The following is a 25,438-nucleotide window of genomic DNA, read 5'->3' as shown; positions in this document are numbered from 1 at the left end:
TTTCTGAAGGAGACGCCAAGATGGCTATCACCCTGACGATGCCGCCCCAGGCAATGAACGACTTCCAGCCGCGCATCACCGTCGTCGGTGTCGGCGGCGGCGGGTCGAACGCGGTGAACAACATGATCGCCTCGCAGCTCGAAGGCGTGGAGTTCATCGTCGCCAACACCGATGCGCAGAGCCTGATGCACAGCCGCGCCGACCGCCGCATCCAGCTCGGCCCGCACCTGACCCAGGGCCTCGGCGCTGGCGGGCGACCCGACATCGGCCGCGGTGCCGCCGAGGAGGCGATGGAGGAAATCGCCTCGCATCTCGCTGGCAGCCACATGGTGTTCATCACCGCCGGCATGGGCGGCGGCACCGGAACCGGGGCTGCGCCCGTGGTGGCGCGGATCGCGCGTGAGCGCGGGATCCTCACCGTTGGCGTCGTGACGAAGCCGTTCGAGTTCGAGGGGCAGAAGCGCCGTCGCTCGGCAGAGCAGGGGATCGAGGAGCTCCAGTCGGTCGTCGACACGCTGATCGTCATCCCGAACCAGAACCTGTTCCGGCTTGCCAACGACCGCACGACCTTCGCCGAGGCCTTCAAGATGGCCGACAACGTCCTCTACATGGGCGTGCGTGGCGTGACCGACCTGATCGTGAACCCTGGCGTCGTGAACCTCGACTTCGCCGACATCCGCTCGGTCATGGCCGAGATGGGCAAGGCGATGATGGGCACGGGCGAGGCCGATGGCGATGACCGCGCGACACGGGCCGCCGAAAGCGCCATTTCGAACCCGCTGCTCGAGGAAGCGTCGATGAAGGGCGCCAAGGCGGTGCTGATCAACATCACCGGCGGCATGGACATGACGCTGTTCGAGGTCGACGAGGCCGCCAACCGCATCCGCAAGGAAGTGGGCGAGGAGGAGGCGAACATCATCTTCGGCTCCTCGATCAACGAGGACATGGACGGGCGCATCCGCGTCTCGGTCGTGGCGACGGGGATGGAAGCGAACGCGGCGGCAAAGCCGCGGCCGACGCTCGTCGCCGTCACCGGCGCCGCGAGCCCGCGGCCGATGCCCGCCCCTGCGCCCGCAGCGATGGGCGGGGCGTCGCCCATCACCGCCGGCATCGCAGGCGCTGCGATGGTGGCCCCCGCCATGCCGGCACGCGCCGCGGCGCAGCCGACAATGTCCGCCCCGCAGCCGAGCTACCAGACGGCGGGGGCGACGGCGCTTGCGGCCCAGATCGAGCCGATGGGCGAAGCCGTGGCCCAGGCGATGACGCAGCCTGCCGCGGCACCGGAGCCGGTCGTGGCAGCAGAGCCGGACCACACCCAGGCCGCATCACTTTTCGCCCCGCGCACTGCTGAGACTGCCGCTGCTCCCGGAACGGCACCGGCGGAGCGTCGGCCGAGCATCTTCCGCCGCGTCACCCAGCAACTGATGCAGCGTGAGCTCGACGCGCCGTCCCATGCGCGCCAGGCGCCGACGCTCCAGGCGCCCGCAATGGGGGCGGAGCCAGTGACGCCGCAGCCACAGCCCGCGCCGGCAATGCCGGAGCCGACGGCGCGCCAGATGCCGCGGACGGCGGCGGCCGACGAACTTGGCCTCGAGATCCCCGCCTTCCTCCGCCGTCAGGCGAATTGAGGGACTGCCACGCCTTGAAAAGGCCCCGCGGGCACCATCCGCGGGGCCTTTTTCATGTCGTCCACGCCCCCGCCGCAGGCCCGCCCTGAAAATGCCTAAATGCGGAAGAATCAGGGCATTACACTGAAATATGCGGTAACAAGCCTTGACTTGAGTCGGCCATTCCCAAGGCCTAGCGTCCGATCATGCCGCGGTGCACATGGATCGTGCCACGCAGGCCAAGAGACCGGCTTCTGACGACAGTGCAGAAACTTCCGAAAGAACCCACGGTGCAGATCACCCGAGACCCGATGCCGCGCGATGCCCGCGCCCACCTCGCCGCAGGGCGGGTGGAGCGTGAGACGCAGGCGGCAACGGCGCTCGTCGTGCAGCGCACCCTGCGGGCACCGATCGGCTGCACCGGCATCGGCCTGCACAGCGGTGCGCGCATCTCCCTCCGGCTCCTGCCCGGTGCGCCCGACAGCGGCATCATCTTCCGCCGCACCGACCTTGCCGGCGGCCCCGTCGAGATCCCCGCGCGGTTTGACCATGTGGTCGACACCCGCCTGAACACCACGATCGGCCTCCCCGGCCAGCCCGAAGCGGTCGTGGGCACGGTCGAGCATATGATGGCGGCGCTGGCCGGCCTGGGTGTCGACAATGCGGTGGTCGAGCTCGACGGCGCCGAGGTGCCGGCGATGGACGGCTCCGCAGCGCCGTTCGTGTTCCTGATCGAGTGCGCCGGCACGGTGGCACAGGACGCGCCGCGGCAGGTGATCGAGGTTCTGCGCGCCGTTCGCGTCGAGGAAGGCAATGGCTTCGTCGCCCTTCTGCCCGGTTCCGGCCAAGGAATTTCTGGCCCGGGCATGGCAATCGAGGCAGAGATCGACTTCGCCGCCGCTGCCGTGCGCCGGCAGAGCCGCGCCCTGCGCCTGACGCCCGCGAGCTTCAAGTCGGAGCTCGCCCCGGCCCGCACCTTCGGCTTCGCCGAGGAGGTGGAGGCGCTGCGTGCCGCAGGGCTCGCCCGCGGGGGTTCGCTCAAGAACGCCATCGTCGTGTCGGGTTCGCGCGTGCTGAACGAGGGCGGGCTTCGCTTCGCCGACGAGTTCGTTCGCCACAAGATGCTCGACCAGGTTGGCGATCTCGCGCTCGCCGGCTTCGCGCTCAATGCGCGCGTGGTCGGCCGCAGGCCCGGACATCGCCTGAACAACCGCGTGCTGCATGCCCTGTTCGCCGATGCGTCCGCTTGGCGGGTGGTGCCGGCCGGGATGGGCGCTGCCGCGGGTGTGTCGGTGCGCGCCGGCGCTGGCGGCCTGCCCGCCGCCGCCGCCGCGCCGGCCTGAGGGCACGCGTCGCTCCGTCACGGCGGGGTGATGTTGTGCCGCACCGCATCCTCTCTAGGCGAAGCAGCGGCCGTGCTATAAGCGTCGCCTCTCGCATGATGATGACGACGATGACACCAAACGCCCGCCTCGCTCGCTGCCGCATGCTTGTTGCGGTGGCAGCACTCCTGCTCGTCGCCGCCTGCGGTGCGAACGACAACGACCCGCGCGATCCGCTGATCTCGCGCGACCGGCCTGTCGAGGAGATCTACAACGAAGGGGTCGATGCGCAGCAGGCGGCCAACCACGCCCGCGCCGTCGCGCTGTTCGACGAGGTGGAGCGCCAGCACCCCTACTCCTCCTGGGCCACGACCGCGAAACTCATGGCCGCCTACAGCGAGTACCAGCGCGGCCGCTACACCGAGGCGATCGGCGCGATCGACCGCTTCATCAGGCTGCACCCGGCGCATCGCGACCTCGCCTACGCCTATTACCTGCGGGCAATGAGCTACTACGAGCAAATCGCGGATGTTGAGCGTGACCAGCGGCTGACGGCGCAGGCAATGGCGGCGCTGCAGGACGTGGTGAACCGCTTCCCCGAAAGCCCCTATGCCCGCGACTCGCGGCTCAAGATCGACCTCGCGCGCGACCATCTCGCCGGCAAGGAGATGCTGATCGGCCGCTACTACCAGCAGCGCCGCCTCTATGCCGCGGCGATCAACCGGTTCCGCCGCGTCGTCGACGAGTACGATACCACCAACCACGCGCCCGAGGCGCTGCACCGGCTGGTCGAGACCTACCTCGCGCTCGGGCTCGTGGACGAGGCGAAGAAATCCGCCGCCGTGCTCGGCCACAACTACCCGGGCAGTTCCTGGTACCAGGACAGCTACGCCCTGCTCTCCCCCGGCGCTCAGCCTGCCGACATCGACCGGCCAGGCATGATCTCGCGCTGGTGGTCCTCGGTGTTCTGACGGCGCCCGCGATGCGCAGCGCCTGAGCGCCGGGGCAGGCGCGCCATGCTCGTCTCCCTCTCCATCCGCGACGTGGTGCTGATCGAGCGGCTTGACCTCGCCCCCGGCGCTGGCCTGACGGCGTTGACCGGCGAAACGGGGGCCGGCAAGTCCATCCTCCTCGACAGCCTCGGCCTTGCGTTGGGTGATCGTGCCGATGCGGGCCTCGTACGCGCCGGCACCGCGCAGGCCTCGGTCGCAGCGGGGTTCGCCCCGCCCGATGGGCACGCCGCCCTGGCGGTGCTGGCCGAGCATGGCATCGACACCGAAGGCGGCATCGTGCTCCGCCGCGTGGTTGCCGCCGACGGGCGCAGCAAGGCCTTCGTGAACGACGAGCCCGTCGGCGTGGCCCTGCTGCGGCGCCTGGGCGCGCTGCTCGTGGAGGTGCAGGGGCAATTCGCCCAGGTCGGCCTCGCCGATGAGGCGACGCATGCGGGGCTGCTCGATGCCTTCGGCAGGCTCGCTGCACGGAAGGCCACCGTCGCAGGCGCGCATGCCGCCTGGCGTGCGGCGCGGCATGCGCTCGCCGATGCGGAGGCAGCCGTCGCTGCCGCGCGGGCGGAGGAGGATTTCCTCCGCCACGGTGTCGCGGAACTCGGCAAGCTTGCGCCCGAGGAGGGCGAGGAAGAGGCGCTCGACGTCGCGCGCAGGCGACTGCAGCAGGGCGAGCGACGGGCGGAGGGATACGCCGAGGCGCTGGCGGCGTTGACGCGGCAGAAGGGTGCTGCCGCTGCGTTGCGCGATGCCGCCCGCGCCCTCGATCGCCTGCCCCCTCCGAATGACGAGGCGCAACCCGCGCTCGCCGCGATCGGCCGCGCGCAGGATGCGCTCGCCGAAGCCGAGACGTTGCTGGAGCGCCTCGCCGCCGACAGCGGGCCCGACCAGCAGGGCCTCGAACGGACGGAAGAGCGCCTGTTCGCGTTGCGCGCCATGGCGCGGAAGCACCACACGACCGTTGCCGCGCTGCCCGCGCTTCTCGCCGAATGGCGTGAGCGGCTTTCCGCACTCGATGCGGGAGAGGAACGGATCGGCGGGCTCGCCGCTGCCGCCACCGCGGCGCGCGCGACCTACCGCGACGCTGCCGCCGCGCTGTCGGCCGCGCGGGCAGAGGCCGCGCAGAAGCTCGACCGTGCCGTGGCGAAGGAGCTTGGGCCGCTGAAGCTCGAGAAGGCACGCTTCATCACCGAGGTGACGGCGCTGCCGGAGGAGCAATGGGGTGCCTCGGGGGCTGACGCGGTGCGCTTCCTCGTCGCGATGAACCCAGGGCTCCCGCCGGCCCCGCTCGCCCGTACCGCCTCGGGCGGTGAGCTCGCCCGCCTCATGCTCGCGCTCAAGGTCGTTCTCGCCTCAGCGGGCACGGTGCCGAGCCTGGTGTTCGACGAGGTCGACAGCGGCATAGGCGGTGCCACGGCAGCGGCGGTTGGCGAACGCCTGGCAAGGCTTGCCACTGGGCTGCAGGTTCTCGTCGTCACCCACTCGCCGCAGGTCGCCGCCAAGGCGGCCGTGCAGTGGCGCGTCGAGAAGCGCCAGGGCAAGGGCGGGACGGTGACGACCGTCGTGCCGCTCGACGACATGGCGCGGCGGGAGGAAATCGCGCGCATGCTGGCCGGCGAACGCGTGACCGACGCCGCGCGCGCGGCGGCCGACAGCCTGCTCGCAGGGGTGACGTGAGCGGGCTTCGCGCCATAGCACCCGATGCGCTGACTGAGGCCGAGGCGGCGGAGGAGCTCGCCGCGCTGGCGGCCGAGATCGCGCGCCACGACGCCCTCTATCACCAGCAGGACCGGCCGGCGATCTCGGATGCCGCCTATGATTTGCTGAAGCGCCGCAACGATGCGATCGAGGCGCGTTTCCCTGCCCTGGTACGCCTCGACAGCCCCGCCCGCCGCGTCGGCGCAGCACCTGCGCGCGGTTTCGCCAAGGCGCGGCACCGCCGGCCGATGCTCTCGCTCGACAACGCCTTCGATGCCGCCGACATCGCTGGCTTCGTCAGCCGCATCCGCAACTTCCTCGGCCTTCCCGAGACCGAGCGGCTGGCCGTCGTCGCCGAGCCGAAGATCGACGGCGCCTCGATCAACCTCACCTACGAGCAGGGTCGTTTCGTGCGCGGTGCGACGCGCGGCGACGGTGCGGAGGGCGAGGATGTCACTACAAACCTGCTGACGCTCGCCGACCTGCCGCGCACGCTGCAAAGCCCCGCGCCTGCGCTCATCGAGATCCGCGGCGAGGTGTACATGGAGCGCGGCGAGTTCCTTGCGCTGAATGCCGGGCTCGAGGCAGAGGGCGAGGAGCCCTTCATGAACCCGCGCAACGCAGCGGCGGGTTCGCTGCGGCAGAAGGATGCGGCGGTAACGGCGACGCGCCCCTTGCGCCTCTTCGCCTACGCGATGGGCGAGGTGTCGGAGAAGGTGGCCGACACCCATCACGGGTTCCTCGACCGGCTGCTCGCCTGGGGGTTCCACGTGAACCCGCGATCGACATTGCTGGACGACTGGTCCGCTGCCGCATCGTTCCAGGACGGGATCGGAGCGGAGCGTGCCTCGCTGCCCTACGACATCGACGGCGTCGTCTACAAGCTCGACAGGCTCGACTGGCAGGAGCGCCTGGGCTTCGTCGGGCGCGCGCCGCGCTGGGCGATCGCCTGGAAGTTCCCGGCCGAGCAGGCAACCACCGTGCTGCGCGACATCGAGATCCAGATCGGCCGAACCGGCGCGCTGACCCCGCGCGCGGTGATGGACCCTGTGACCGTCGGCGGCGTCGTGGTGCGGCACGCGACGCTGCACAACGCCGACGAGATCGCTCGGAAGGACATCCGCATCGGCGACACGGTGATCATCCAGCGCGCCGGCGACGTCATCCCCCAGGTGCTCGGCGTCGTCCTCGAGAAGCGCCCCGCCGGGGCCGTGCCCTACGTGTTCCCCGATCGCTGCCCCGCCTGTGGCAGCCACGCGGTGCGGCCCGAGGGCGAGGTGGTGCGCCGCTGCACGGGCGGGCTCATCTGCCCGGCCCAGGTGGTCGAGCGGCTGCGCCACTTCGCCTCGCGCGGTGCGGTCGACATCGAGGGGCTTGGCGAGGAGAACGTCATCCTGTTCCACGAGGCAGGGCTGATCCGGTCGCCTGCCGACATCTTCCGGCTGAAGGAGCATCGCGCCACCATCCTCGGCTGGAAGGGCTGGAAGGCACGCAAGCTCGACAACATCCTCGACGGCATCGAGGCGCGGCGGCGCATCCCGCTCGACCGGCTGATCTTCGGCCTCGGCATCCGCCGCATCGGCGAGGCGAATGCGAAGCTGCTTGCCCGCCACTACGGCAGCTACGCCGCCTGGCGCGAGGCGATGATCGCTGCCCGCATCATCGGCTCCGAGGCGCGCGAGGCGCTGGGCAGCATCATCGGCATCGGGCCAGCGATCGCCGATGAACTCGTGGAGTTCTTCGCCGAACCTCGCAATCTCGACGCCCTCGACGCCCTCGACGCCCTGATGGCGGAGGTGACGGCGGAGGACGTCGCGGCACCCGAAGGCAGCGACAGCGCGCTTGCGGGAAAAACGATCGTCTTCACCGGCACGCTCGAGACCATGACGCGCCCTGAAGCCAAGGCGCGGGCCGAGGCGCTGGGGGCGAAGGTGACCGACAGCGTCTCCAAGAAGACCGACATCGTCGTCGTCGGCGCTGACGCAGGTTCGAAGGCTGATAAGGCCACCGCGCTCGGGGTCCGCACGGTCACGGAAGCGGAGTGGCGGGCGCTGGCAGGGTTCGCGCCCAGCTAACGCTCAACCAAACGGTTGACAATCAGCGGCGGGGAGAGAATGATCAACCACATGGTTGAACATGAACTCCCGACTGCTGAACCCAAGGCCCTGGACGCGGTCTTCCACGCGCTCGGCGATGCCACCCGCAGGCGCATGCTCCGCGCCCTTGCCGGCGGCGAGCGGAGCGTGGGCGAGCTCGCCGCCCCCTTCGCGATCTCGCTCGCGGCTGCGTCGAAGCACATCAAGGCGCTCGAACGCGCCGGCCTGGTGCGGCGCACCGTGAAGGGCCGCACGCATCTCTGCCGGCTCGAGGCGGCCCCGCTTGCCGGTGCGCATGCCTGGACCGGCTTCTACCAGCGCTTCTGGTCCGACCGCCTCGACACGCTCGAGGCCCTCCTCCGCGACGAGGTCGCGGCAACACCGAAAGGAGAGAATGATGGCTGACACGGCATTCCGCCCTGGCTACGGCGTGCTCACCGCGCCGATGACGCTCCGCATCGAGCGGCTTCTGCCAGGCCCGATCGAGCGCGTCTGGGCGTACCTGACCGAGAGCGACAAGCGCGGCCGATGGCTGGCGACCGGCGAGATGGAGCTGCATGTCGGCGGGCGCGTCTCGCTCACATGGCACAACGATACGCTGACCGGTCACGACGAGCCGAGGCCGGAGGGCCACCCGTGCGAACACCGGCTGGAGAGCACCATCACGCGCATCGAGCCGCCGCGGCTGCTCGTCATGGGCTGGGGCAATGCCGGCGACGTGACGTTCACGCTCGAGCCGTGGGGCGACGAGGTGCGGCTCGTGATCGAGCACCGCAACCTGCCCGACCGTGACACGCTGCTCAGCGTCGCGGGCGGCTGGCACGCGCATCTCGACATTCTCGCTGCCGTCTCGCGCGGGCAGGCGCCCGGGCCGTTCTGGAGCACCTGGCAGAGGCTGCGCGGCGAGTACGACGCGCGGCTGCCGCGCTAAAGCAACGCGAGGGTGCGCTCATCGCGTCGGCCCTCGCAGAAGGTGTCGAGGGCGCGATCGAACACGCCGTCATCCTCGATTGCGGCGTGGGCGAACAGCGTCATCGACGAGCGGAACTTGAGCGCATCGACGGGCCCGAGGATGACACCGAGGTCCGTGCCGGCATGGTCCAGCACGGCCTCGGTGCACTCCCGCAGCCGTGGGCCGAGGAGGGGGTGGGCGAGATAGGCGCGCGCCTCGGCCAGCGAGGCGATGCCGTAGCGCTCGGCCATCGGCGAGGTGCCAAGGCCGCGGAGTTGCGGGAACACGAACCACATCCAGTGCGTGCGCTTGCGGCCGGCGCGGAGCTCCGCCAACACCGCATCGATCATCGGCGCCTGGGCAGCGACGAAGCGCGCGAGGTCGTGCGCGTCGCTCACAATGGCGCGCAGGCGGCGGCGAGCCAGGACGCCACGGCGGGCGACACGCGGGGGCCGACCTCGCGCAGCACGCGGGCGTGGTAGGTGTCGATCCAGGATCGTTCCGTCTCAGTGAGCAACGCCGCCGCGACCAGCCGGCGGTCGAACGGCGCGAGCGTCAGCGTCTCGAAGGCCAGGAACGGCTTTGTCGCGCCCGCGATCTCCTCATCGCGCACCAGCAGCAGGTTCTCGAGCCTGATGCCGTAGCGGCCATTGGCATAGAAGCCCGGCTCGTTCGAGAGGATCATCCCGGGTGCGAGCGGGATCGGCCGCGCGGCGCGCGACAGCCCCGTCGGCCCCTCGTGCACCGAGAGGTAGCTGCCCACGCCATGGCCGGTGCCGTGGTCATAGTCGAGCCCGACATCCCAGAGCGCGCGGCGCGCCTGCGCCTCGAGATGCGGGCCGGCAACCCCTTTCGGGAACCGCAGCGTCGCGATCGCGATGTGGCCCTTCAGCACGCGCGTGAAACGATCGGCGATCTCGGCGAGATCCGCTGTCGTGCCATCCACCAGCATGGTGCGGGTGATGTCGGTGGTGCCATCGCGATACTGGGCACCGCTGTCGAGGAGGAACACGTCGCCCGGGCCGATGCGCCGGTTCGTTGCCTCCGTCGCGCGGTAGTGGATGATCGCGCCGTTGGGGCCTGAGCCGGTGATGGCGGGAAATGATTCTCCTGCGAAATGTTCGCCCTCGGCGCGGAGCCTGAGCAGTTCATCCCCTGCCGCGAGTTCGGTGAGCATTCCCTTCGGCGCCTCGGCGTCGAACCAGGCGAGGAAGCGGGCGATCGCCACGGCATCACGCAATTGCGCCGCGCGCGAGCCAGCCTGTTCGGTAGCGTTCTTGCATGATTTCGGCAACAAAACGGGATCAGGCTCTGCGAGCACCGCAGCACCCGCGTCACGCAGCCGTGCGGGGAACCACGATGGCGTCCCGCGCGGATCGACCATCACGGTGGCCTTGGCAGCACCGAGCGCATCGAGCGCGGCGCCGAGGGAGGACGGCGGCTCGACCGCCACCGCGTTGCCGAGATGCACGCGCAGCGCGGCGTCGACGCGCGCGGGGTCGATGAACAGGGTGACGCGCCCGTCATCGCGCGCGAGCGCGAAGGCGAGTGCGATGGGGTTGTAGGGCACATCGTCGCCCCGGATGTTCAGCAGCCAGGCGATGCTCTCGGGTGCCGTCAGCAGCGCTGCCTTCCCCCCTGCCTTGCCGATCGCAGCGGCAATGCGCGCGCGCTTCTCCCCCGCCTCCTCGCCGGCAAAGGCGACGGGGTGCGGCACGGGTCGCCCGGCAGGCGGTGCGGGCCGATCGTCCCACACCGCATCGACCGGGTTGTCAGCGACCGGCACGAGCGATGCGCCGACGGCAGCAGCAGCGGCCGTCAGCCGCGCCAGCCCCTCCTCGCCATGCAGCCACGGGTCATAGCCCACGCGCTGGCCCGGCTTCAGGCTCTCGCGCAGCCAGGCCTCGGGCGAGGCCTCGATGATGTGGCGGATGGTAAACGTCGTGCCATCGACCTCGGCGCCGACCTGCAGCAGGTAACGCCCGTCGGTGAACATCGCCGCTGCATCCGCCAGCACGATGGCAAGCCCGGCCGAGCCGGTGAAACCCGTGAGCCAGCGCAGCCGGTCGGCCGACGCGGGGATGTACTCGTTGAGGTGCTCGTCGGCGCGCGGCACGACGAACCCGTCGAGCCCACGGCGCGCGAGTTCGGCGCGGAGGCCCACCACACGAAGATTAACCGAGTGTTTCACAGCGATTTCATAGCTCCGCAAAATCCATGCGCTGGACGCATAGCGGCTCGGGGATCATCTCGCATGTGCGAAGAGCCGCGGAATCCCATGTTGGTAAGGCGAACACGGGGTGGCAGCCGGCGCCACTGACGGCGACGGCCGAGAGCTGCCCCCTCGCACCCGAAGGACCCTAGACCATGGACGCCCGCATCACCAAGGAGGAGACGGCCCTCCTCCTGAACCTGGCCCCGAGCCGCCACGCACGCGATGTGGAGGCCATCCGGCTTGCCGCCATGCGCGCCCGCGACGAGGCGATCGGCCGGGGCCTCGCGCGCGCGGTCACCGCCACCTATCGCGGCATCCGCGCCGCCCTGCTGTTCCTCGCGCGCTACCCCGACCGCCGCGCGGTGTTCGACCAGCTCAACGCGATGAACGAGCGTGAGCTCGCCGACATCGGGCTCGAGCGGGCCGACCTTGCCCGCGTGTTCGACGAGGATTTCGCAGTCGCCCGCACCAGCCCGCGCCGCGCCGCGGTTGCGGCACGGCCCTTGGCCGCGAACGGCAACGTGCCGACGATGGCCAAGGCTGCTGCCTGACCCACCGGCTTGACTGACGACGATCAGGGGCGGGGTCCGGCAACGGGCCCCGCCCTTCTCGTTTCTTGGCTCAGCGCTTGTGGAGGATCAGTGTCGCCCAGGGGCCGATGTCGATCTGCCCGGCGAGCGAGAGGCCGACGCGGCGATGGGCGGCAAGCACCATCGGCGCCTGCTCCACCAGCAACCCCGACAGCACCGCATGCCCACCGCGCTTGAGGTTACGGGCAAGGTCGGCCGCCATGGCGCACAGCGGCCTCGCGAGGATGTTGGCGGTGACGAGGCCGTAGGGCGCGTGGCGGCGGATGGCCGGCGCGTGCCAGCCATTGCCGTGCACGAGCGTGGCCAGCAGATGCAGCCGGTTCATCCGCGCATTCTCGGCCGCCACGCGCGCGGCCCAGGGCTCGATCTCCACCCCGATCGCCTTGACGTGCCAGAGCGCGACGGCGGCGAGCGCCAGCACGCCTGAGCCGGTGCCGATATCGGCCATCCGCCCCTTCGGCCGCGGCAGGCGTTCGAGCGCCATGAGGCAGCCGCGCGTCGTCGCATGCTCGCCTGAGCCGAAGGCAAGCCCTGCGTCGATGGTGAGCGCGATGCGGCCAGGCATCGTCACGTCGGCGTCATGCGTCCCGCGGATCAGGAAGCGGCTGCCGATGGGCTGGGGCGGAAAGGCCTCGCGGGTCCGCGCGAGCCAGCCTTCCGCCTCGACGCTCTCCTCCGCCAGGGCGGGCGGGGCGATGCCGGCAACCGCGGCGGCCAGCGCCAGGGCGCCGTCGAGAGCGCCGCGCGCGGCGGGGTCCCGCAGCAGCCCCTCCACCGTCCAGTCGTCCGACGTCGGGTGGCCCTGGTCGTGCATCCGGAAGAACGAGACGCTCTCGCACGCGCTCTCGAATGCGGCGGCGAAAGCCGGCACGGCATGCTCCGGAACCGTGACGAAAAGCCGCGGGAGATCAACGGCCTTCATGCCTTCTCCACGAACCGGTCGAGGATGCGCTTGGTGCCCGTGGCGAACTCGACATCGAGCTTGTCGTCATCGACGCCGCGCACCGTGCCGTACCCGAATTTCTGGTGGAACACGCGCGAGCCCACGGGAATGGCCCCTTCGCGCGCGGGCCGTGGCGTCACCTCCCAGGCGCCGGCCTCGATCACGCGGCCACGCCGCGGCCCGCCGAAGCCGATGGCAGGGAACATGGAGGACGCCGTGTCGATGTTGCGCGCCGCCTGCAGGCCGGACACGGCACTGCGCGTCACATGCGCCTCGGGCAGTTCGGCGACGAAACGCGAGGGGATCGAGCTCTGCCAGTTGGCGTAGATGCGCCGGTTCGCGGCCCACGAGACGATGGCACGGCGCCGTGCGCGGGTGAGTCCGACATAGGCGAGGCGCCGCTCCTCCTCGAGCGATTTCGCACCACCTTCGTCGAGCGAGCGCTGGTTCGGGAACACGCCCTCCTCCCAGCCAGGCAGGAACACCGTGTCGAACTCGAGGCCCTTGGCGGCGTGCAGCGTCATCAGCGTCACGCGGTCCGCTTCCGCCGCCTCGTCGTTCTCCATCACCAGGGCGACATGCTCGAGAAAGCCGCCGAGGGTTTCGAAATCGGCGATGGCGCGCAGGAGCTCGCGCAGGTTCTCGAGCCGCCCCGGTGCTTCCGGTGACGGGTCGTTCCGCCACATGTCGGTATAGCCGCTCTCGTCCAGCACGGTCGCGACCGTCGCGACATGCCCCTCGCGGTCGAGCATCGCGCGCCAGCGCGAGAGGTCGCGGAAGAACTGCGCAAGTGCGGGCCGTGCCTTGCCCTTCAGCACATCGGTGCCGACGAGCGCCTCCGCCGCGATCGACAGCGGCACCTGGTCACGCCGCGCTGCCTCGTGGATCGCGCGCAGCGCCGTGTCGCCGACGCCGCGGCGCGGCGTGTTCACGATGCGCTCGAATGCCAGGTCATCGGCAGGCTGCGTCAGCAGGCGGAGATAGGCCATCGCATCGCGGATCTCGGCGCGCTCATAGAAGCGCAAGCCGCCGACGACGCGGTAGGGAATGCCGAGGGTGATCATCCGCTCCTCGAAGGCGCGCGTCTGGAAGCCGGCGCGGACGAGAACGGCGATCTCGGCGAGCGAATGCCCGTCGTGGCGGAGCGCCTCGATGCGCCCGCCAACCATGCGCGCCTCCTCCTCGCTGTCCCAGAGCGCGTGCACCTCGACATTGTCGCCCTCCGCATCCTCGCGGCCGGGCCGCAGCGTCTTGCCCAGCCGCCCCTCGTTCTGCGCGATCAGCGCCGAGGCAGCGGCGAGGATCGGGCGCGTCGAGCGGTAGTTGCGCTCGAGCCTGACGATCACGGCACCGGGGAAATCACGCTCGAAGCGGAGGATGTTCTCCACCTCCGCCCCGCGCCAGGAGTAGATCGACTGGTCATCGTCGCCGACGCAGCAGATGTTGCGGTGCTTCTGCGCGAGCAGGCGCAGCCAGAGATACTGCACCGTGTTCGTGTCCTGGTACTCGTCGACCAGGATGTAGCGGAAGCGTCGGTGGTACTCGGCCAGCACCTCGGGCTCTCGCTGCAGCAGCGTGACGGCGTGGAGCAGCAGGTCGCCGAAATCGGCGGCGTTCAGCGCGAGAAGCCGGGCCTGGTAGTCGGCGTAGATCGCGCGCGCGCGGCCGCCGCCGAACTCACTGTCCTCCACAGGCGTCACGGCCGATGGCGCGAGCCCGCGGTCCTTCCAGCGCTGGATCACCGACATCATGCCGGGCGGCGGCCAGCGCTTGGTGTCGAGGTTGGCCGCCTCCATCACCTGCTTCAGGAGCCGCAGCTGGTCATCGGTATCGAGGATGGTGAAGTTGGACTTGAGGCCGACCCGCTCGGCGTGGCGGCGGAGCATGCGCACGCAAAGCGCGTGGAACGTGCCGAGCCAGAGGCCCTCGACCGTGCGGCCGAGCATCGCGGCAACACGCTCGCGCATCTCGCGCGCGGCCTTGTTGGTGAAGGTGACCGCGAGCACCTCGCCGGGCGCGGCACGGCCGGTCAGCAGCAGGTGCGCGAATCGGGCGGTCAGGACCCGCGTTTTCCCGGTCCCTGCGCCGGCCAGCACGAGCAGCGGGCCATCGAGCGTCTCGACGGCCTCGCGCTGCTCCGGATTCAGGCGGGCGAGATAGGGATGGGGATCCATCGCCGCAGCATGATCAGCCGCAGCAGTCACTGCAATGTCGCTTGGCAACGGCGCCTATTGGCAGATGCCCATCGAGTTTTCGGCGCAGACCCGCTCACCATCGACCCAGCGCGCGCCGCCAAGGCGTGCGTTGTTCAGATCGACGCCGCCGAGATCGGCCCCGGTGAGGTCAGCGCCACGCAGGTCGGCACCGAAGAAGCGCGCCCCGCGCAGGTCGGTCTGCTTCAGCACGGCCTCGCGCATGTCGGCACGCGTGAAATCGGCGCCGCGGAAGTTCGACCCGGAGAGATCGGCCTTCTTCAGGTCGGCCGATACGAAGCGGGCATCCGGCCCTTCGACGTTCACGAGTTTCGTGCCCGCGAGCGTCGCGCGCTGCAGCGACGCGTCCCGGAGGACCGCGCCGGTGAGATCGGCCCCCGTGAGATCGCGCCTGTCGAGCAGACAGCGCCGCCAGTCCGCACCCGGTGCGGCTGGAGAGTTGCAGGCAGCGAAGGACGGAGCAGCGCCGAGCATGACGAGCGCCGCGACCAGGACAGGTAGCGTGTGCATGGCGGGGCATATAGAACACCCGCGCGGCCACGCAAAGGGCCGATCAGACGTGAAAGCCGTCGCGCGGATGATGATCGGTCGATTCCTTGAGTTTTTCTCCCGGCGTGGCGCAATCCTGCTGGCGCTGTCGATCTTCGTCGGGTTGTTCGTGCCACCACTTGCGCGTGCGATGCGCTTCATCGTCACGCCGACGGTCGTCGGGTTGATGACGCTTGTGCTGCTGCGCGTCGATTTCGCGGCGGTGTTCGCCTATCTGCGGAGGCCAGGCCTCGTTCTCTGGCTGCTCGCCTGGTTGATGGTCGGTGCACCGCTCGTGGCCTTTGCCGGCGTGTGGCTTGCCGAACAGGTTGGGTTCTCGGGCCCGCTCGGCGCTGCCTTCGTCATCGTCGCGACCGGGTGTGCGACGACCTCCGCGCCTGCCTTCGCGCGACTCGTCGGGCTCGATGCGCAGATTTCCCTGGTGGGATCGGTGCTGTCGACGCTGATCGTGCCGTTCACGGCACCGCCGCTGGCGCTTGGCCTGCTCGGCATCGCGCTGCCGATCACGGTGGCGGGCCTCTCGGCACGGCTTCTGCTCGTCGTCGGCCTGCCGCTCGTCGTCAGCCTCGCTGTGCGCCGCGCGTTCGGCGAGGCGCGCCTGAAACCCCATGCGGGCGCGATCGACGGTGCGGCGGTGCTGCTTGTCGTGCTCTACGGCGTCGGCGTGATGGATGGCATCCTGGCCACCGCCATTGCGCGCCCGGGTTTCGTCGCGCTGGCAACGGCGCTCGGCTTTCTCTGCAATTACGGGCTGAATGCGCTGACGGCGCTTGCGTTCGCCCCGTTCGGCCAGCGGATCGCGCTTGCCTCGGGGTTGATGTCGGGCAATCGCAACATGGCGCTCTATCTTGCAGTGATGCCGTCGGACAGCGAGCCTGACCTGCTGCTGTTCTTTGCCCTCTGCCAGTTCCCGCTGTTCCTGAGCCCGTTCCTGCTGGCGCCTGTCTATCGCCGCCTGGTCACGCCGCAGCGGTCGCCGTGACGGCAGCCCGCGTCGGCCGCACGCCAAGCAGATGGGCGATCGCGTAGGTCAGGTCAGGCCGGTTCAGCGTGTAGAAATGGAACTCGTCGACGCCGGCAGCCTGCAGCAGGCGCACCTGCTCGGCAGCAGCAACGGCCGCGACCATCCGCCGAGTCTCGGGATCGTCATCCAGCCCCTCGAACATGCGCGCGAGCCAGGCGGGAACCGAGGCGCCGCACATCGCGCTGAACTTCACGACCTGGGAGAAGTTCGTGACCGGCAGGATGCCAGGCACGATCGGCACCGTGATGCCCGCAGCGAGTGAGCGGTCGAGGAAGCGGAGATAGCTGTCGGCCTCGAAGAAATACTGCGTGATCGCGCGCGTAGCGCCTGCATCGATCTTGCGCTTGAGGTTGTCGAGGTCGGCATCGGGCGACAGCGCGCCGGGATGCGTCTCCGGGTAGGCGGCAACCGAGATCTCGAACGGCGCGATCGCGTTCAGCCCGGCGACGAGATCGGCCGCAAAGGCATAGCCTTCAGGATGGGGAGTGTACTGCGTCACCCCCGCCGGCGGATCACCGCGGAGTGCGACGATGTGCCGTACGCCGGCCTCCCAGTAGGCGCGGGCGACGGCATCGACCTCGGCACGGCTGGCGCCGACGCAGGTGAGATGCGCTGCCGGCGTGAGCGAACTGTCCTGGGCGATCCGCGCAACCGTTGCGTGTGTCCGTTCGCGCGTGGTGCCGCCAGCGCCGTAGGTCACGGAGACGAATCGCGGGGCCAGCGGCTCGAGCCGTCGGATGCAGGACCAGAGCTGGGCCTCGAGCGCATCGGTCTTCGGCGGAAAGAACTCGAAGGACAGCTTCGGCGGGGCAAGCCCGTCGGGCCTGCCGGGAAGGGCAGCGAAGCGCGGTCCTGCCGCCCAACGTGCCAGGACGGAAGCGCTTTCGGTGTCATGCCCATGTTCCGTGCCATGCCCAGCCATCGTCATCACCCGTCCGTCTTCCACCAGGGACCGCGCCGCATGCGGCGGCCTCGCATGATGAATGGCCTCGGCACGCCACCAGCGCAAGTCGACGTGAGTGGCGAATGCCGGCACGCCGAGGCATGCAGTATTGCCGATGCCCCATGTAAACCGATCGCAAACATGTATTTGCGACGATACGAGGGCGCAGGTATGGTGCGGCGGCGTGGCAGCTGGCATCGGCGCCCACTCGCGGTGACTTGCCCGAGCGGATAGCGGCTTGTGTGACTTGAATGCTGTGACTGCGGCGAAACACATCGACCATGGGTGGCTTTTCCGTGATGCATCGTCTGCCCCTTCGCCTTGCTGCGGCCATCGGTCTTATCGGCCTGGTGAGCGGCTGCAACCTGCCGCCGCCGGAGTCGGATCCAGAGGCGCGGGCCGAGTACTTCGAGACGAACGATCCGCTCGAGCCCCTGAACCGGGTGACGCACACGTTCAACGACGCTGTGGATACGCTGTTGCTTCGCCCCGCGGCCGAGGCCTATCGCATCTTCATCCCGCAGCCGGTGCGCACGGGCGTTGCCAACTTCCTCGATAACCTGCTGCTGCCGCGCACGGCCGTGTACAGCCTGGTCCAGGGCACGCCCGACCGGGCCGGTTCAGCCGCGACACGGTTCGCGATCAACTCCACCATCGGCCTGTTCGGCGTCTTCGACTTCGCGACCGACATGGGCTATCCGCCGATGTTCGAGGACATGGGCCAGAACCTGGCGGTCTGGGCCGGCACAACCAATGGCGGCCCCTACATCGTGCTGCCGCTCCTCGGGCCATCCAACCTGCGTGACGTGACGGGCCGCGCGGTCGACTTCTTCACCGACCCATGGATGTATCTCGGCCAGGGCGACACGGTCGAGGCGTTGCGCGTCGCGCGAATCGCGGTGCAGGCGGTCGACACGCGCGAATCGCTGATCGAGCCGCTGGATGCGCTGCGCGCCGGCAGCCTCGACTACTACGCCGCGCTGCGCAGCGCCTATGTGCAGCAGCGCGCCCGTGACATCCGCAACGAGGGCACCGGCCAGGTCCGCTACTTCGACTGGAGCGGCGCCAACCGCGGCCCCCGATGATCAGGCGGCGTCACGTCCTTGCGCTGATCGGCGCAGCGTCGGTTCTTGGCTTGCAGGCCAAGCCCTGCTCGGCGGCCGACTTGGCCACGACTGCGGCGAGCTTCATCGAGAAGCGCGGCAACGACGTGATCAACGTGCTGAACGGCAATTCCAGCACCGATGCCAAGCGCGAGGCCGTCTCCGACATCCTGCGCGACAGCGTCGACGTGCGCGGCGTCGCCCAGTTCGTGCTCGGCCGACACTGGCGCACGGCCACCGAGCAGCAGCGGGGCGAGTACCTCCGGTTGTTCGAGGAAACCCTGGTCCGCAACCTCTCGTCGCGGTTCGGCGAACTCCGCGGCGTCACCTTCGCGATCGGCCGCTCCCAGATGGCGTCCGATGACGAGGCTGTCGTGGCGACGACAGTCAACCGCCCGAACAACCCCGCGGTGAACCTCGACTGGCGCGTTTCCGCCACCAACGGCAAGCCGCTCGTGATCGACCTGGTAGCTGAGGGAACGAGCCTCCGCATCACGCAACGCTCCGAGTATGGCGCGGTCGTGCAGCGCAGCGGCGGGATGGATGGGCTTCTGCGCGCGATGCGCCAGCAATTGGCCCAGATGGAGCAGCGCGAACAGGCCAATTGATGCGACGCTGCAGGCTGCGGCGTTTCAGGCGTCGATCGTGCAGGCCGGAACGAGGGCTGTCCGAATCAGGTCGGCACCCTCAGGCCTTCTCCACCTCGAGATAGACCATCGCGTCATTGATGCTGCGGAAGACCCTGCGCGCGGCAATATCCCGCGGCGGCAAGGCGGCCGCGAGCCCTGCGAATCGCGCTTCGTCGCGCTGGTGGAGCACCGTGGCGGCAGCAAGTCGCCAGAACGCGGCATCGCCGCCGCCGCCATCGTGGCCCGCGAGCAGCAGCCGCCCACCGGGCCTGACACGGGCGAAGGCCGCGACCATCAGAAGCTCGGCCGATTGATCCGGGAGCTGGTCGAGCCCAGTGCAGTAGACGAGGTCGAACGATCCCAGCAGGTCGGGCCGCAGCAGGGTTGGCAGCGTTCGCGCGACATAGGGGATCACCCACGGAACCGGCATGGAGCGGGCGATCACCGTCGCATCGTCCTGGTACGGGACGAGGCCGACCCACCGGCGGATGCCGCCCGCCGGGCCGGACAACGAAAGTGCTGCCTCGCGCATGTATGCGGGACCGATGCCAAGGATCTCGGCCCCCCAGCGGCGTTCGGCCACCGAATCGCCAAGCCGGGCTAGCAGGCGGCGACAATCGCGCATCGCTTCGCAGCCGGGCAGCGCCGACGTCGCCTCATAGACGTTGCGGCCGATGTCATCGGCGCGACGGAGCAGGACCTCGCTCTCCGGGTGGCGCAGCATGAGGTCGACCAGCACGGCATCCTGCTGTCCGACACCCATCTGCCCGAGCGCGTCACAGCGCCGCCAGGCCCGCGCAAGCAGGGGGTCGCGGCGGAGAAGCTGGGAGAGCGGATGGGCAAGCAGCGCACTACGCAGCAGCCCCCACTCGGCGTTGTCGCAGACCTCCGCCATCGCTGCGAGGTCCGAGACCATTTCCGCCACGACGCGGTAGGCACCCGTCGGGTCGCGGATTTGGTCGGCCCAGGCATCGGCCCGGGCCATGAGCCCAGCCGGCTCCGGTGTCGTTCCGAGGAATCTCCCCCAATTGCGCATCAGCCCTCCCCTCGCGCGATCGGCGGGCGCCCCAGCAGGCAGGAAACGAGGGCCCTCGCTCGCGCTAAAGTGAGAATGTGTGACCGCCATCACATTGCCATCACCCGTTCGGGTGAGATCGTGTTGAATTCCCCGGTGTCTCTCGTCACCCTCAGGCGGTGGACAGGGCATCGCTTCTCGCAAGAACGTTGAAGCTCACCGAGGCCGCCTTCGACGGGGCATCGCTCCGCGGACCGCTGACGGAGCTGTCGCATGCCCTCGGTGCGGAGGAGGCACTCGTCTTCTTCGTCGGGGCGGACGATCACTGGTCCGATGTCCAGGCGATGCGCGCCGCACCTGCCGTGCTCGCCGAATACCGCACCGTCGCCCCGCACAATCCACGCCGCGCCGTCTGGGCGGCAGCACCCTTCGGCGTGCCGGTCACCTTCGATACCCTGGTGCCACCCGACAGCCTCGCGAACGGACCGCTGGGCCCGATCATGCGTCGCACCGGTTTTCCAGCACGCCATATCTGCGGCGTGCGGCTCAGCCCGGCGCCCGGGATCGAGGCGCGGTTCTCGATCGGGCGGAACGACCTGCGCGGTCCGTTCGGGGGGGAGACGTTGAGCGCGATATTGGCCATCGCGCCGCATCTCGTGGTGGCGCTGCGGGCCAGAATGATGATCGCCGCGCACATGGCCACGACCCGCACCGCCGCGGCCGACGGGCTTGGCGAGCAGGCGGGCCTCGGCGACATCGAGGCGCTGCCACAACCGCTCGCCGTCGCCCATGGCGCGCCCCAGATGCTGAACGCCAATGCTGCACTGCGCCGGCTCGCCCGGCGGCGCGACGGCCTCGTCGTCGGGCATGAGCGGCTGGCCGCCGTCGATCCGAGGACGGATGCAGCCCTTGCCCGCGCCATCGCAGAACTCCCGCTGATGCGCGCCTCGGGCAAGCCGGCGATGCGGACCATCGCCGTGCCCCGCCGCGGTGGCGGCGCGCCCTATCTCGTGCAGGCCATCGCCGTCGGCGGGGTGGAGGTGCATGCGCGCGGGGTGCTCCTGGTCGTCACCGACCCGACGGTCGGCACACCGGATGCAGCGCTGCTGCAGCGCCTGCTCGGCCTCACGCCAGCCGAGGCGGCGCTCGCGACGGAGCTTGCAACCGGCGTGACGCTCACGGCGGCAGCGATGCGGCGCGGCATCGGCATCGAGACGGCGCGCACGCAGCTGAAAGCCGTTCTCGGGAAGGCAGGCTGCGCCGGCCAGGCGGAGCTAGCCCGACTGCTCTCCCGCCTCGGCACGGACGAGAAGCTGTGAAAGCCATTGCCACGGCCGACCGCGAGGAGGCGTGGCTCGCACCCGTCGCCCTCGCCTTCTACGCAGCCAATGCCGGCACGGGCAGCTTCGACGATGCGCTCGCCCTCGTAACGAAGAGCCTCGGCGCCGACACGGTGTTCTATTACGTGGCGCGGCTCGCCGACGGCACGCGCCAGGACCACCATGTCGGCGGGGCGATCGCGGCGGAAAGGCTCGACGACTACACCGATCGCTGGGCCTCGCAGAATCCGCGCCAGCGCGTCTGGCCTGAATTGCCGGACGGGGCGGTCGTCGATTTCGATGCCGTTGTGCCGGCGGACGTGTTCGCGATGTCCACCGCCTGGCGCGGCTTCATGCGCGAACATGTGCCGATGCTGCATGCGCTCGGCCTTGCCGTGACGCCGATCGCTGGTCTGCAGGCGCGGCTCGGGCTCGGGCGGACGGAGGCGAGCGGGCCGTTCCCCGCCTCCACGGGTGCACGGCTCGCCGCGCTCGCGCCGCATCTGCGCCGCGCTGCCCGCATCCACCTCCTCGGCCAGGATGAGCCATCGCCGCAGGACAAGGCGGCATTGATGCGCAGCACCGGCGCGCTGGCGGCAGATGTCTTCGCAACGCTCGACCTCGCGGTTGCCCGCTACACGGACGATGGCCGTTTCCTGACGGCAAATGCGGCGTTGCGGCGGCTCGCAGCGCGTGGCGACGGCATCATTCTCGGCCCGAACGGCCCCGTTGCCTCCGGGATCGCCGAGGCGATCCGCAACCCCAACGCTGCCGGCCGCTTCGCGATCAGCCGCACCGAAGCGGCGATCCCCTACATCGCGGAGGCGATCGCCGTGCCGGACGCCCCCCGCGTGCTGCTCGTCGTGACCGACCCGGCGGCCGGCGCGGCGCCCGGCAACGGCGCGCTCTCCGCCCTGTTCGGGCTGAGCGAGCCGCAGGCAGCCGTCGCGCGTGCGATCGCGTCCGGGCTGTCGCTCGCAGCCCACGCGCGGCAGGCGGCGATCCCGATGGAGACGGCGCGCTCTCGGCTCAAGGCCGTGATGGCGCGCACCGGCTGCCGCAGGCAGGTCGAACTCGCCGCCCTGCTCGCGCGGCTTCCCTGACCAACAAACGGGCTGAGGAACAATCGGCCCCAGGACCTGATGGCCTGGGGATCAGACGCGGATGAGCGGCTTGTACTTGATGCGGTGCGGGTCGGTCGCATGGTCGCCGAGGCGGCGGCGCTTGTCTTCCTCGTAGGCCTCGAAGTTCCCCTCGAACCACTCGACGTGGCTTTCGCCCTCGAAGGCGAGGATGTGGGTGCAGAGCCGGTCGAGGAACCAGCGATCATGGCTGATTACCACCGCGCAGCCGGCGAAATCGGCGAGCGCATCCTCGAGCGCGCGCAGCGTATCGACGTCGAGGTCGTTCGTCGGCTCGTCGAGCAGCAGCACGTTGGCTTCCGCCTTGAGCATCTTGGCGAGATGCACGCGGTTCCGCTCACCGCCCGAGAGGATGCCGACCTTCTTCTGTTGGTCGGAGCCCTTGAAGTTGAAGGCCCCCACATAGGCGCGCGAGGGCACGGCACGCTTGCCGAGATGGATCACGTCGGTGCCGCCCGAGATTTCCTCCCAGACCGTCTTGTTCGCGTCGAGGCTGTCGCGGCTCTGATCCACGTAGCCGAGTTTCACCGTCTCGCCGACACGGAGCGTGCCGGCGTCGGGCTGCTCCTTGCCGGTGATCATGCGGAACAGCGTGGTCTTGCCCGCCCCGTTCGGCCCGATCACGCCGACGATGCCGCCAGGCGGCAGCTTGAAGTCGAGATTATCGATCAGCAGCCGGTCGCCATACCCCTTCGAGAGGGCCTGCGCCTCGATCACCGTGCCGCCGAGGCGGGGCCCGGGCGGGATGACGATCTCGGCCACGCCGCCGGCCATCTCCTGGCTCCTCGCCAGCATGTCCTCGTATTTCTGGATGCGGGCCTTGCTCTTGGTCTGGCGTGCCTTCGGGGTCGCGGCGATCCACTCGGCTTCGGCCGCCAACGCGCGCATGCGGGCGGTTTCCTCCTTCTCCTCCTGCGCCAGGCGCTTGCGCTTCTGGTCGAGCCAGGAGGTGTAGTTGCCCTCGAACGGGATGCCGCGGCCGCGCTCGATCTCGAGGATCCAGCTCGTCACGTTCTCGAGGAAGTAGCGGTCATGGGTGACGACCATGACGGTGCCGGGGTAGTCGCGCAGCGTCGTCTCGAGCCAGGCCACGCTCTCGGCATCGAGATGGTTGGTCGGTTCGTCGAGCAGCAGCAGTTCGGGCTTCTCGAGCAGCAGCTTGCAGAGTGCGACGCGCCGCTTCTCGCCGCCGGAGAGGTTGGTCACCGGGCTGTCGGGCGGAGGGCAGCGGAGCGCGTCGAGCGCGATCTCGATCTGCCGGTCGATCTCCCAGCCGTTGGCGGCGTCGATCTTCTCCTGGAGCTCGGCCTGCTCGGCCAGAAGCTCGTTCATCTTCTCGTCGGTCATCTCCTCGCCGAAGAGGGCGGAGATGGCGTTGAACCGGTCAAGCGCGGTGACGACATCGCCCAGCGCATCGCGCACGTTCTCGGCCACCGTCTTGGTGGGGTCGAGCTGCGGTTCCTGCGGCAGGTAGCCGACGCGCACGCCCTCGGCCGCCCAGGCCTCGCCGCCATAGTCCTTCTCGATGCCGGCCATGATCTTGAGCAGCGTCGACTTGCCGGCGCCGTTGACGCCGAGAACGCCGATCTTCACGCCGGGGAGGAAGGAGAGGGTGATGCCCTTGAAGACCTCACGCCCGCCCGGGAAGGCCTTGGTGACGTTCTTCATGACATAGACGTATTGATAGGCGGGCATGGGCGGGCCCTCGCGGCGCTGGCGTGTTTGGGAGAGCGGGTTCTACCGAACGCGCCCCCCTGCGGCAACCGCCGCGGCGCCAGGGCCTCTGCTCAGCGCACCTGCACGAGCGTGGCTGCAACCCGTGCGGCGAGGCGGCGGACGGTCTCGACCCGGTGGTGCGTGCTGATCAGCCGTGCCGCGGCACGGGCGGGTGGGCCGACGGGCGCGTCGGCAAGTGCGAGCACGGCGCGCAGGCCTTGCGCTTCATCGTCCGGCGCTTCAAGCGCCCAGGCTGCCAAGGTTTCCGGCCCCCGGAGCACCTCGGGTGCCAGACTCGTTCCCCCACCCATGCCGAACATCCTGCGCCTCCTCGAGGGCTGACAGGGAGTGGTGCATGGCAGCGATTACGCAAAGGTGAACGCCTATGCAGGAGTGGCCCCCAGGCGGATCGCACCAGCAAACGGGTTTCTCCTTGCTGCGCCGGCTGGGCGCATGGACGCTTCCGCCGATCAACCAGCGCCGGCAGTGCCCATGCAGAACACTCTCGTCTTCCCCGATGGCGTCAGGCTCGCGCGACCAGAGGAGTTGCCCGAGTCCAGCCGGGCGACAGGGCGGAAGCAACTCCGCACCGCAAGGATCGAACCGGGCGTGGTGCTGAAGCCCTCCGATGACCCTCGCTACACCTGGTATGCTGAAATCAACGTCGACGCGCCGAAGCTCTGGCTGCTGTTCCGCGCCCTCTGCGAGGCGCTGCTCGGGCCTGAAGCTCGCTTCGTCGCTGGGGCGAAGGATGGCGAGGTCGTCACGGTCGGTGCAGCGGGGCGCGATGGCCTGCTCGATCTGCTCGACCTGTACGCCTACCAGCTCGCTCACGACGGATACCTCCAGTTCGGCCTCGTCAGCTTGCGCGGCGATATGGTGGACGAGGTGTTCGTGGCGCCGTCGAAGCACCTCACAGTCTGGCTGAACGACCGGCAGCGGTTCCTCGCCGTCATCGAGGACCACGGCCTTGCGATCGTCGATCAGCTCTCGTTCATCGATGAGTTTCCGCGCGTTACGACAAGTCTCGAGTCGGACGATGTTCACTTCGACGACGCCGATCACCTCATCACCTTCGTCCGCACCATGATCGAGCCTGCCGGGAACGCCCCGGTGAGTTGACGCACGCGGGATTGCCGGTGCGGCCGTCGGCGAGGCTAACGGGCGCACCACAGTTGATATCGAAAACCAAACAATCGATGATCCGGCCGGTTGTTGTGAGGGAGTGGGCTTCATCGACAGGTCCAGGCTCAATGCCTGCGCCTTCGGAAACTTCGTCGACTTGGCCCAGCATGCGCTCGACGAAGTGGATCCCGACCCGGGCCTGGGCTTGCCTCAGTCGTGACGAATCGGGGGGT

General features: G+C 69.6%; 23 protein-coding genes. 14 read left to right on the top strand and 9 right to left on the bottom strand.

Annotated elements, in window-relative coordinates; genetic code table 11:
* Positions 1-20 precede the first annotated feature (20 nt).
* The 7 genes from ftsZ to Q0C38_RS16630 all read left to right on the top strand — a co-directional run bounded on the left by ftsZ (position 21) and on the right by Q0C38_RS16630 (position 8,658).
* On the top strand, positions 21-1,628 hold the full coding sequence (ftsZ, locus tag Q0C38_RS16660) for a cell division protein FtsZ (protein ID WP_291298240.1): 1,608 nt from the start codon (positions 21-23) through the stop codon (positions 1,626-1,628).
* 269 nt (positions 1,629-1,897) lie between these two features.
* A complete protein-coding gene (gene lpxC / locus Q0C38_RS16655) occupies positions 1,898-2,950 on the top strand; it encodes a UDP-3-O-acyl-N-acetylglucosamine deacetylase (protein WP_291298239.1) in 1,053 nt (350 codons plus the stop codon).
* A gap of 143 nt (positions 2,951-3,093) precedes the next feature.
* Positions 3,094-3,900 (top strand): outer membrane protein assembly factor BamD, encoded by an 807-nt coding sequence (locus Q0C38_RS16650; protein ID WP_366937285.1) that lies wholly within the window; start codon positions 3,094-3,096, stop codon positions 3,898-3,900.
* 45 nt (positions 3,901-3,945) lie between these two features.
* Positions 3,946-5,610, top strand: a complete 1,665-nt coding sequence (gene recN / locus Q0C38_RS16645) for a DNA repair protein RecN (protein WP_291298237.1) — start codon at positions 3,946-3,948, stop codon at positions 5,608-5,610.
* Complete coding sequence (gene ligA, locus Q0C38_RS16640) at positions 5,607-7,706, top strand: NAD-dependent DNA ligase LigA (RefSeq protein WP_408870038.1); 2,100 nt, start codon at positions 5,607-5,609, stop codon at positions 7,704-7,706. Before recN ends, ligA begins: the two co-directional genes overlap by 4 nt.
* Before the next feature lie 39 nt (positions 7,707-7,745).
* Complete coding sequence (locus Q0C38_RS16635; protein ID WP_366937284.1) at positions 7,746-8,132, top strand: metalloregulator ArsR/SmtB family transcription factor; 387 nt, start codon at positions 7,746-7,748, stop codon at positions 8,130-8,132.
* The gene (locus tag Q0C38_RS16630; RefSeq protein ID WP_291298235.1) at positions 8,125-8,658 is read left to right on the top strand and encodes an SRPBCC family protein; all 534 of its coding nucleotides are present in this window, start codon (positions 8,125-8,127) and stop codon (positions 8,656-8,658) included. The genes Q0C38_RS16635 and Q0C38_RS16630 overlap by 8 nt, the downstream gene beginning before the upstream one ends.
* Here Q0C38_RS16630 and Q0C38_RS16625 read toward each other — a convergent pair.
* Positions 8,655-9,077 (bottom strand): DUF1810 domain-containing protein, encoded by a 423-nt coding sequence (locus tag Q0C38_RS16625; protein ID WP_291298234.1) that lies wholly within the window; start codon positions 9,075-9,077, stop codon positions 8,655-8,657. The two genes, Q0C38_RS16630 and Q0C38_RS16625, sit on opposite strands and share 4 nt — an antisense overlap.
* Entirely contained in the window at positions 9,074-10,843 is a 1,770-nt protein-coding gene (locus Q0C38_RS16620; RefSeq protein ID WP_291298233.1) for an aminopeptidase P family protein, read from the bottom strand. Before Q0C38_RS16620 ends, Q0C38_RS16625 begins: the two co-directional genes overlap by 4 nt.
* Positions 10,844-11,046: 203 nt before the next feature.
* Here Q0C38_RS16620 and Q0C38_RS16615 point away from each other — a divergent pair, with 203 nt between their 5' ends.
* The gene (locus tag Q0C38_RS16615; RefSeq protein ID WP_291298232.1) at positions 11,047-11,445 is read left to right on the top strand and encodes a DUF1127 domain-containing protein; all 399 of its coding nucleotides are present in this window, start codon (positions 11,047-11,049) and stop codon (positions 11,443-11,445) included.
* A gap of 70 nt (positions 11,446-11,515) precedes the next feature.
* On the opposite strand, the gene Q0C38_RS16610 is transcribed toward Q0C38_RS16615, so the two are convergent.
* From Q0C38_RS16610 to Q0C38_RS16600, 3 genes are read right to left on the bottom strand one after another with little or no spacing between them, the layout of a single operon-like run.
* Positions 11,516-12,406, bottom strand: coding sequence for a 50S ribosomal protein L11 methyltransferase (locus tag Q0C38_RS16610; RefSeq protein WP_291298231.1), 891 nt, complete (start codon positions 12,404-12,406; stop codon positions 11,516-11,518).
* On the bottom strand, positions 12,403-14,601 hold the full coding sequence (locus Q0C38_RS16605) for an ATP-dependent helicase (RefSeq protein WP_291298230.1): 2,199 nt from the start codon (positions 14,599-14,601) through the stop codon (positions 12,403-12,405). Before Q0C38_RS16605 ends, Q0C38_RS16610 begins: the two co-directional genes overlap by 4 nt.
* Positions 14,602-14,655: 54 nt before the next feature.
* Positions 14,656-15,330, bottom strand: a complete 675-nt coding sequence (locus tag Q0C38_RS16600; RefSeq protein WP_291298229.1) for a pentapeptide repeat-containing protein — start codon at positions 15,328-15,330, stop codon at positions 14,656-14,658.
* On the opposite strand from Q0C38_RS16600, the gene Q0C38_RS16595 reads away from it, so the two are divergent.
* Entirely contained in the window at positions 15,320-16,171 is an 852-nt protein-coding gene (locus tag Q0C38_RS16595; protein WP_291298228.1) for a hypothetical protein, read from the top strand. The two genes, Q0C38_RS16600 and Q0C38_RS16595, sit on opposite strands and share 11 nt — an antisense overlap.
* On the opposite strand, the gene metF is transcribed toward Q0C38_RS16595, so the two are convergent.
* Positions 16,149-17,141: a methylenetetrahydrofolate reductase [NAD(P)H] gene (gene metF, locus Q0C38_RS16590; protein WP_291298227.1), complete on the bottom strand. Its 993-nt coding sequence runs from the start codon at positions 17,139-17,141 to the stop codon at positions 16,149-16,151. The two genes, Q0C38_RS16595 and metF, sit on opposite strands and share 23 nt — an antisense overlap.
* A gap of 314 nt (positions 17,142-17,455) precedes the next feature.
* Between metF and Q0C38_RS16585 the strand changes: the two genes are divergently transcribed.
* Positions 17,456-18,241, top strand: a complete 786-nt coding sequence (locus Q0C38_RS16585) for a VacJ family lipoprotein (protein WP_291298226.1) — start codon at positions 17,456-17,458, stop codon at positions 18,239-18,241.
* 80 nt (positions 18,242-18,321) lie between these two features.
* Positions 18,322-18,867 (top strand): phospholipid-binding protein MlaC, encoded by a 546-nt coding sequence (locus tag Q0C38_RS16580; protein WP_291298225.1) that lies wholly within the window; start codon positions 18,322-18,324, stop codon positions 18,865-18,867.
* 79 nt (positions 18,868-18,946) lie between these two features.
* On the opposite strand, the gene Q0C38_RS16575 is transcribed toward Q0C38_RS16580, so the two are convergent.
* Positions 18,947-19,873 (bottom strand): hypothetical protein, encoded by a 927-nt coding sequence (locus Q0C38_RS16575; RefSeq protein WP_291298224.1) that lies wholly within the window; start codon positions 19,871-19,873, stop codon positions 18,947-18,949.
* 209 nt (positions 19,874-20,082) lie between these two features.
* On the opposite strand from Q0C38_RS16575, the gene Q0C38_RS16570 reads away from it, so the two are divergent.
* Both Q0C38_RS16570 and Q0C38_RS16565 read left to right on the top strand, forming a co-directional pair.
* The gene (locus tag Q0C38_RS16570; protein WP_291298223.1) at positions 20,083-21,222 is read left to right on the top strand and encodes a hypothetical protein; all 1,140 of its coding nucleotides are present in this window, start codon (positions 20,083-20,085) and stop codon (positions 21,220-21,222) included.
* Complete coding sequence (locus tag Q0C38_RS16565) at positions 21,219-22,325, top strand: hypothetical protein (protein ID WP_291298222.1); 1,107 nt, start codon at positions 21,219-21,221, stop codon at positions 22,323-22,325. The genes Q0C38_RS16570 and Q0C38_RS16565 overlap by 4 nt, the downstream gene beginning before the upstream one ends.
* A 51-nt stretch (positions 22,326-22,376) precedes the next feature.
* Here Q0C38_RS16565 and ettA read toward each other — a convergent pair whose 3' ends face one another.
* Positions 22,377-24,059, bottom strand: coding sequence for an energy-dependent translational throttle protein EttA (gene ettA / locus Q0C38_RS16560; protein WP_291298221.1), 1,683 nt, complete (start codon positions 24,057-24,059; stop codon positions 22,377-22,379).
* A 92-nt stretch (positions 24,060-24,151) separates the two neighbouring features.
* Positions 24,152-24,400: a hypothetical protein gene (locus tag Q0C38_RS16555; protein WP_291298220.1), complete on the bottom strand. Its 249-nt coding sequence runs from the start codon at positions 24,398-24,400 to the stop codon at positions 24,152-24,154.
* Positions 24,401-24,572: 172 nt separating this feature from the next.
* Between Q0C38_RS16555 and Q0C38_RS16550 the strand changes: the two genes are divergently transcribed.
* Complete coding sequence (locus Q0C38_RS16550; protein ID WP_291298219.1) at positions 24,573-25,202, top strand: hypothetical protein; 630 nt, start codon at positions 24,573-24,575, stop codon at positions 25,200-25,202.
* Positions 25,203-25,438 lie beyond the last annotated feature (236 nt).

The organism is Elioraea sp., assembly GCF_022842375.1.
GTDB lineage: Bacteria > Pseudomonadota > Alphaproteobacteria > Acetobacterales > Acetobacteraceae > Elioraea_A.
The sequence above is the reverse complement of the archived record's forward strand: the minus strand, read 5'-3'. Positions and strand labels throughout refer to the sequence as shown.

Excerpts from the sequence above, each read along its gene's own strand:
- Q0C38_RS16550 (WP_291298219.1), top strand. The coding sequence starts at position 24,573 with ATGCAGAACACTCTCGTCTTCCCCGATGGCGTCAGGCTCGCGCGACCA.
- Q0C38_RS16630 (WP_291298235.1), top strand. The coding sequence starts at position 8,125 with ATGGCTGACACGGCATTCCGCCCTGGCTACGGCGTGCTCACCGCGCCG.
- ftsZ (WP_291298240.1), top strand. The coding sequence starts at position 21 with ATGGCTATCACCCTGACGATGCCGCCCCAGGCAATGAACGACTTCCAG.
- Q0C38_RS16600 (WP_291298229.1), bottom strand. The coding sequence starts at position 15,330 with ATGAAGCGCATCGCACGCGCAAGTGGTGGCACGAACAACCCGACGAAG.
- Q0C38_RS16585 (WP_291298226.1), top strand. The coding sequence starts at position 17,456 with ATGCATCGTCTGCCCCTTCGCCTTGCTGCGGCCATCGGTCTTATCGGC.
- Q0C38_RS16650 (WP_366937285.1), top strand. The coding sequence starts at position 3,094 with ATGCTTGTTGCGGTGGCAGCACTCCTGCTCGTCGCCGCCTGCGGTGCG.
- Q0C38_RS16575 (WP_291298224.1), bottom strand. The coding sequence starts at position 19,873 with ATGGCCCGGGCCGATGCCTGGGCCGACCAAATCCGCGACCCGACGGGT.
- Q0C38_RS16595 (WP_291298228.1), top strand. The coding sequence starts at position 15,320 with ATGCGCTTCATCGTCACGCCGACGGTCGTCGGGTTGATGACGCTTGTG.
- Q0C38_RS16635 (WP_366937284.1), top strand. The coding sequence starts at position 7,746 with ATGATCAACCACATGGTTGAACATGAACTCCCGACTGCTGAACCCAAG.
- recN (WP_291298237.1), top strand. The coding sequence starts at position 3,946 with ATGCTCGTCTCCCTCTCCATCCGCGACGTGGTGCTGATCGAGCGGCTT.
- Q0C38_RS16555 (WP_291298220.1), bottom strand. The coding sequence starts at position 24,400 with ATGTTCGGCATGGGTGGGGGAACGAGTCTGGCACCCGAGGTGCTCCGG.
- metF (WP_291298227.1), bottom strand. The coding sequence starts at position 17,141 with ATGACGATGGCTGGGCATGGCACGGAACATGGGCATGACACCGAAAGC.
- ettA (WP_291298221.1), bottom strand. The coding sequence starts at position 24,059 with ATGCCCGCCTATCAATACGTCTATGTCATGAAGAACGTCACCAAGGCC.
- Q0C38_RS16605 (WP_291298230.1), bottom strand. The coding sequence starts at position 14,601 with ATGGATCCCCATCCCTATCTCGCCCGCCTGAATCCGGAGCAGCGCGAG.
- Q0C38_RS16615 (WP_291298232.1), top strand. The coding sequence starts at position 11,047 with ATGGACGCCCGCATCACCAAGGAGGAGACGGCCCTCCTCCTGAACCTG.
- Q0C38_RS16610 (WP_291298231.1), bottom strand. The coding sequence starts at position 12,406 with ATGAAGGCCGTTGATCTCCCGCGGCTTTTCGTCACGGTTCCGGAGCAT.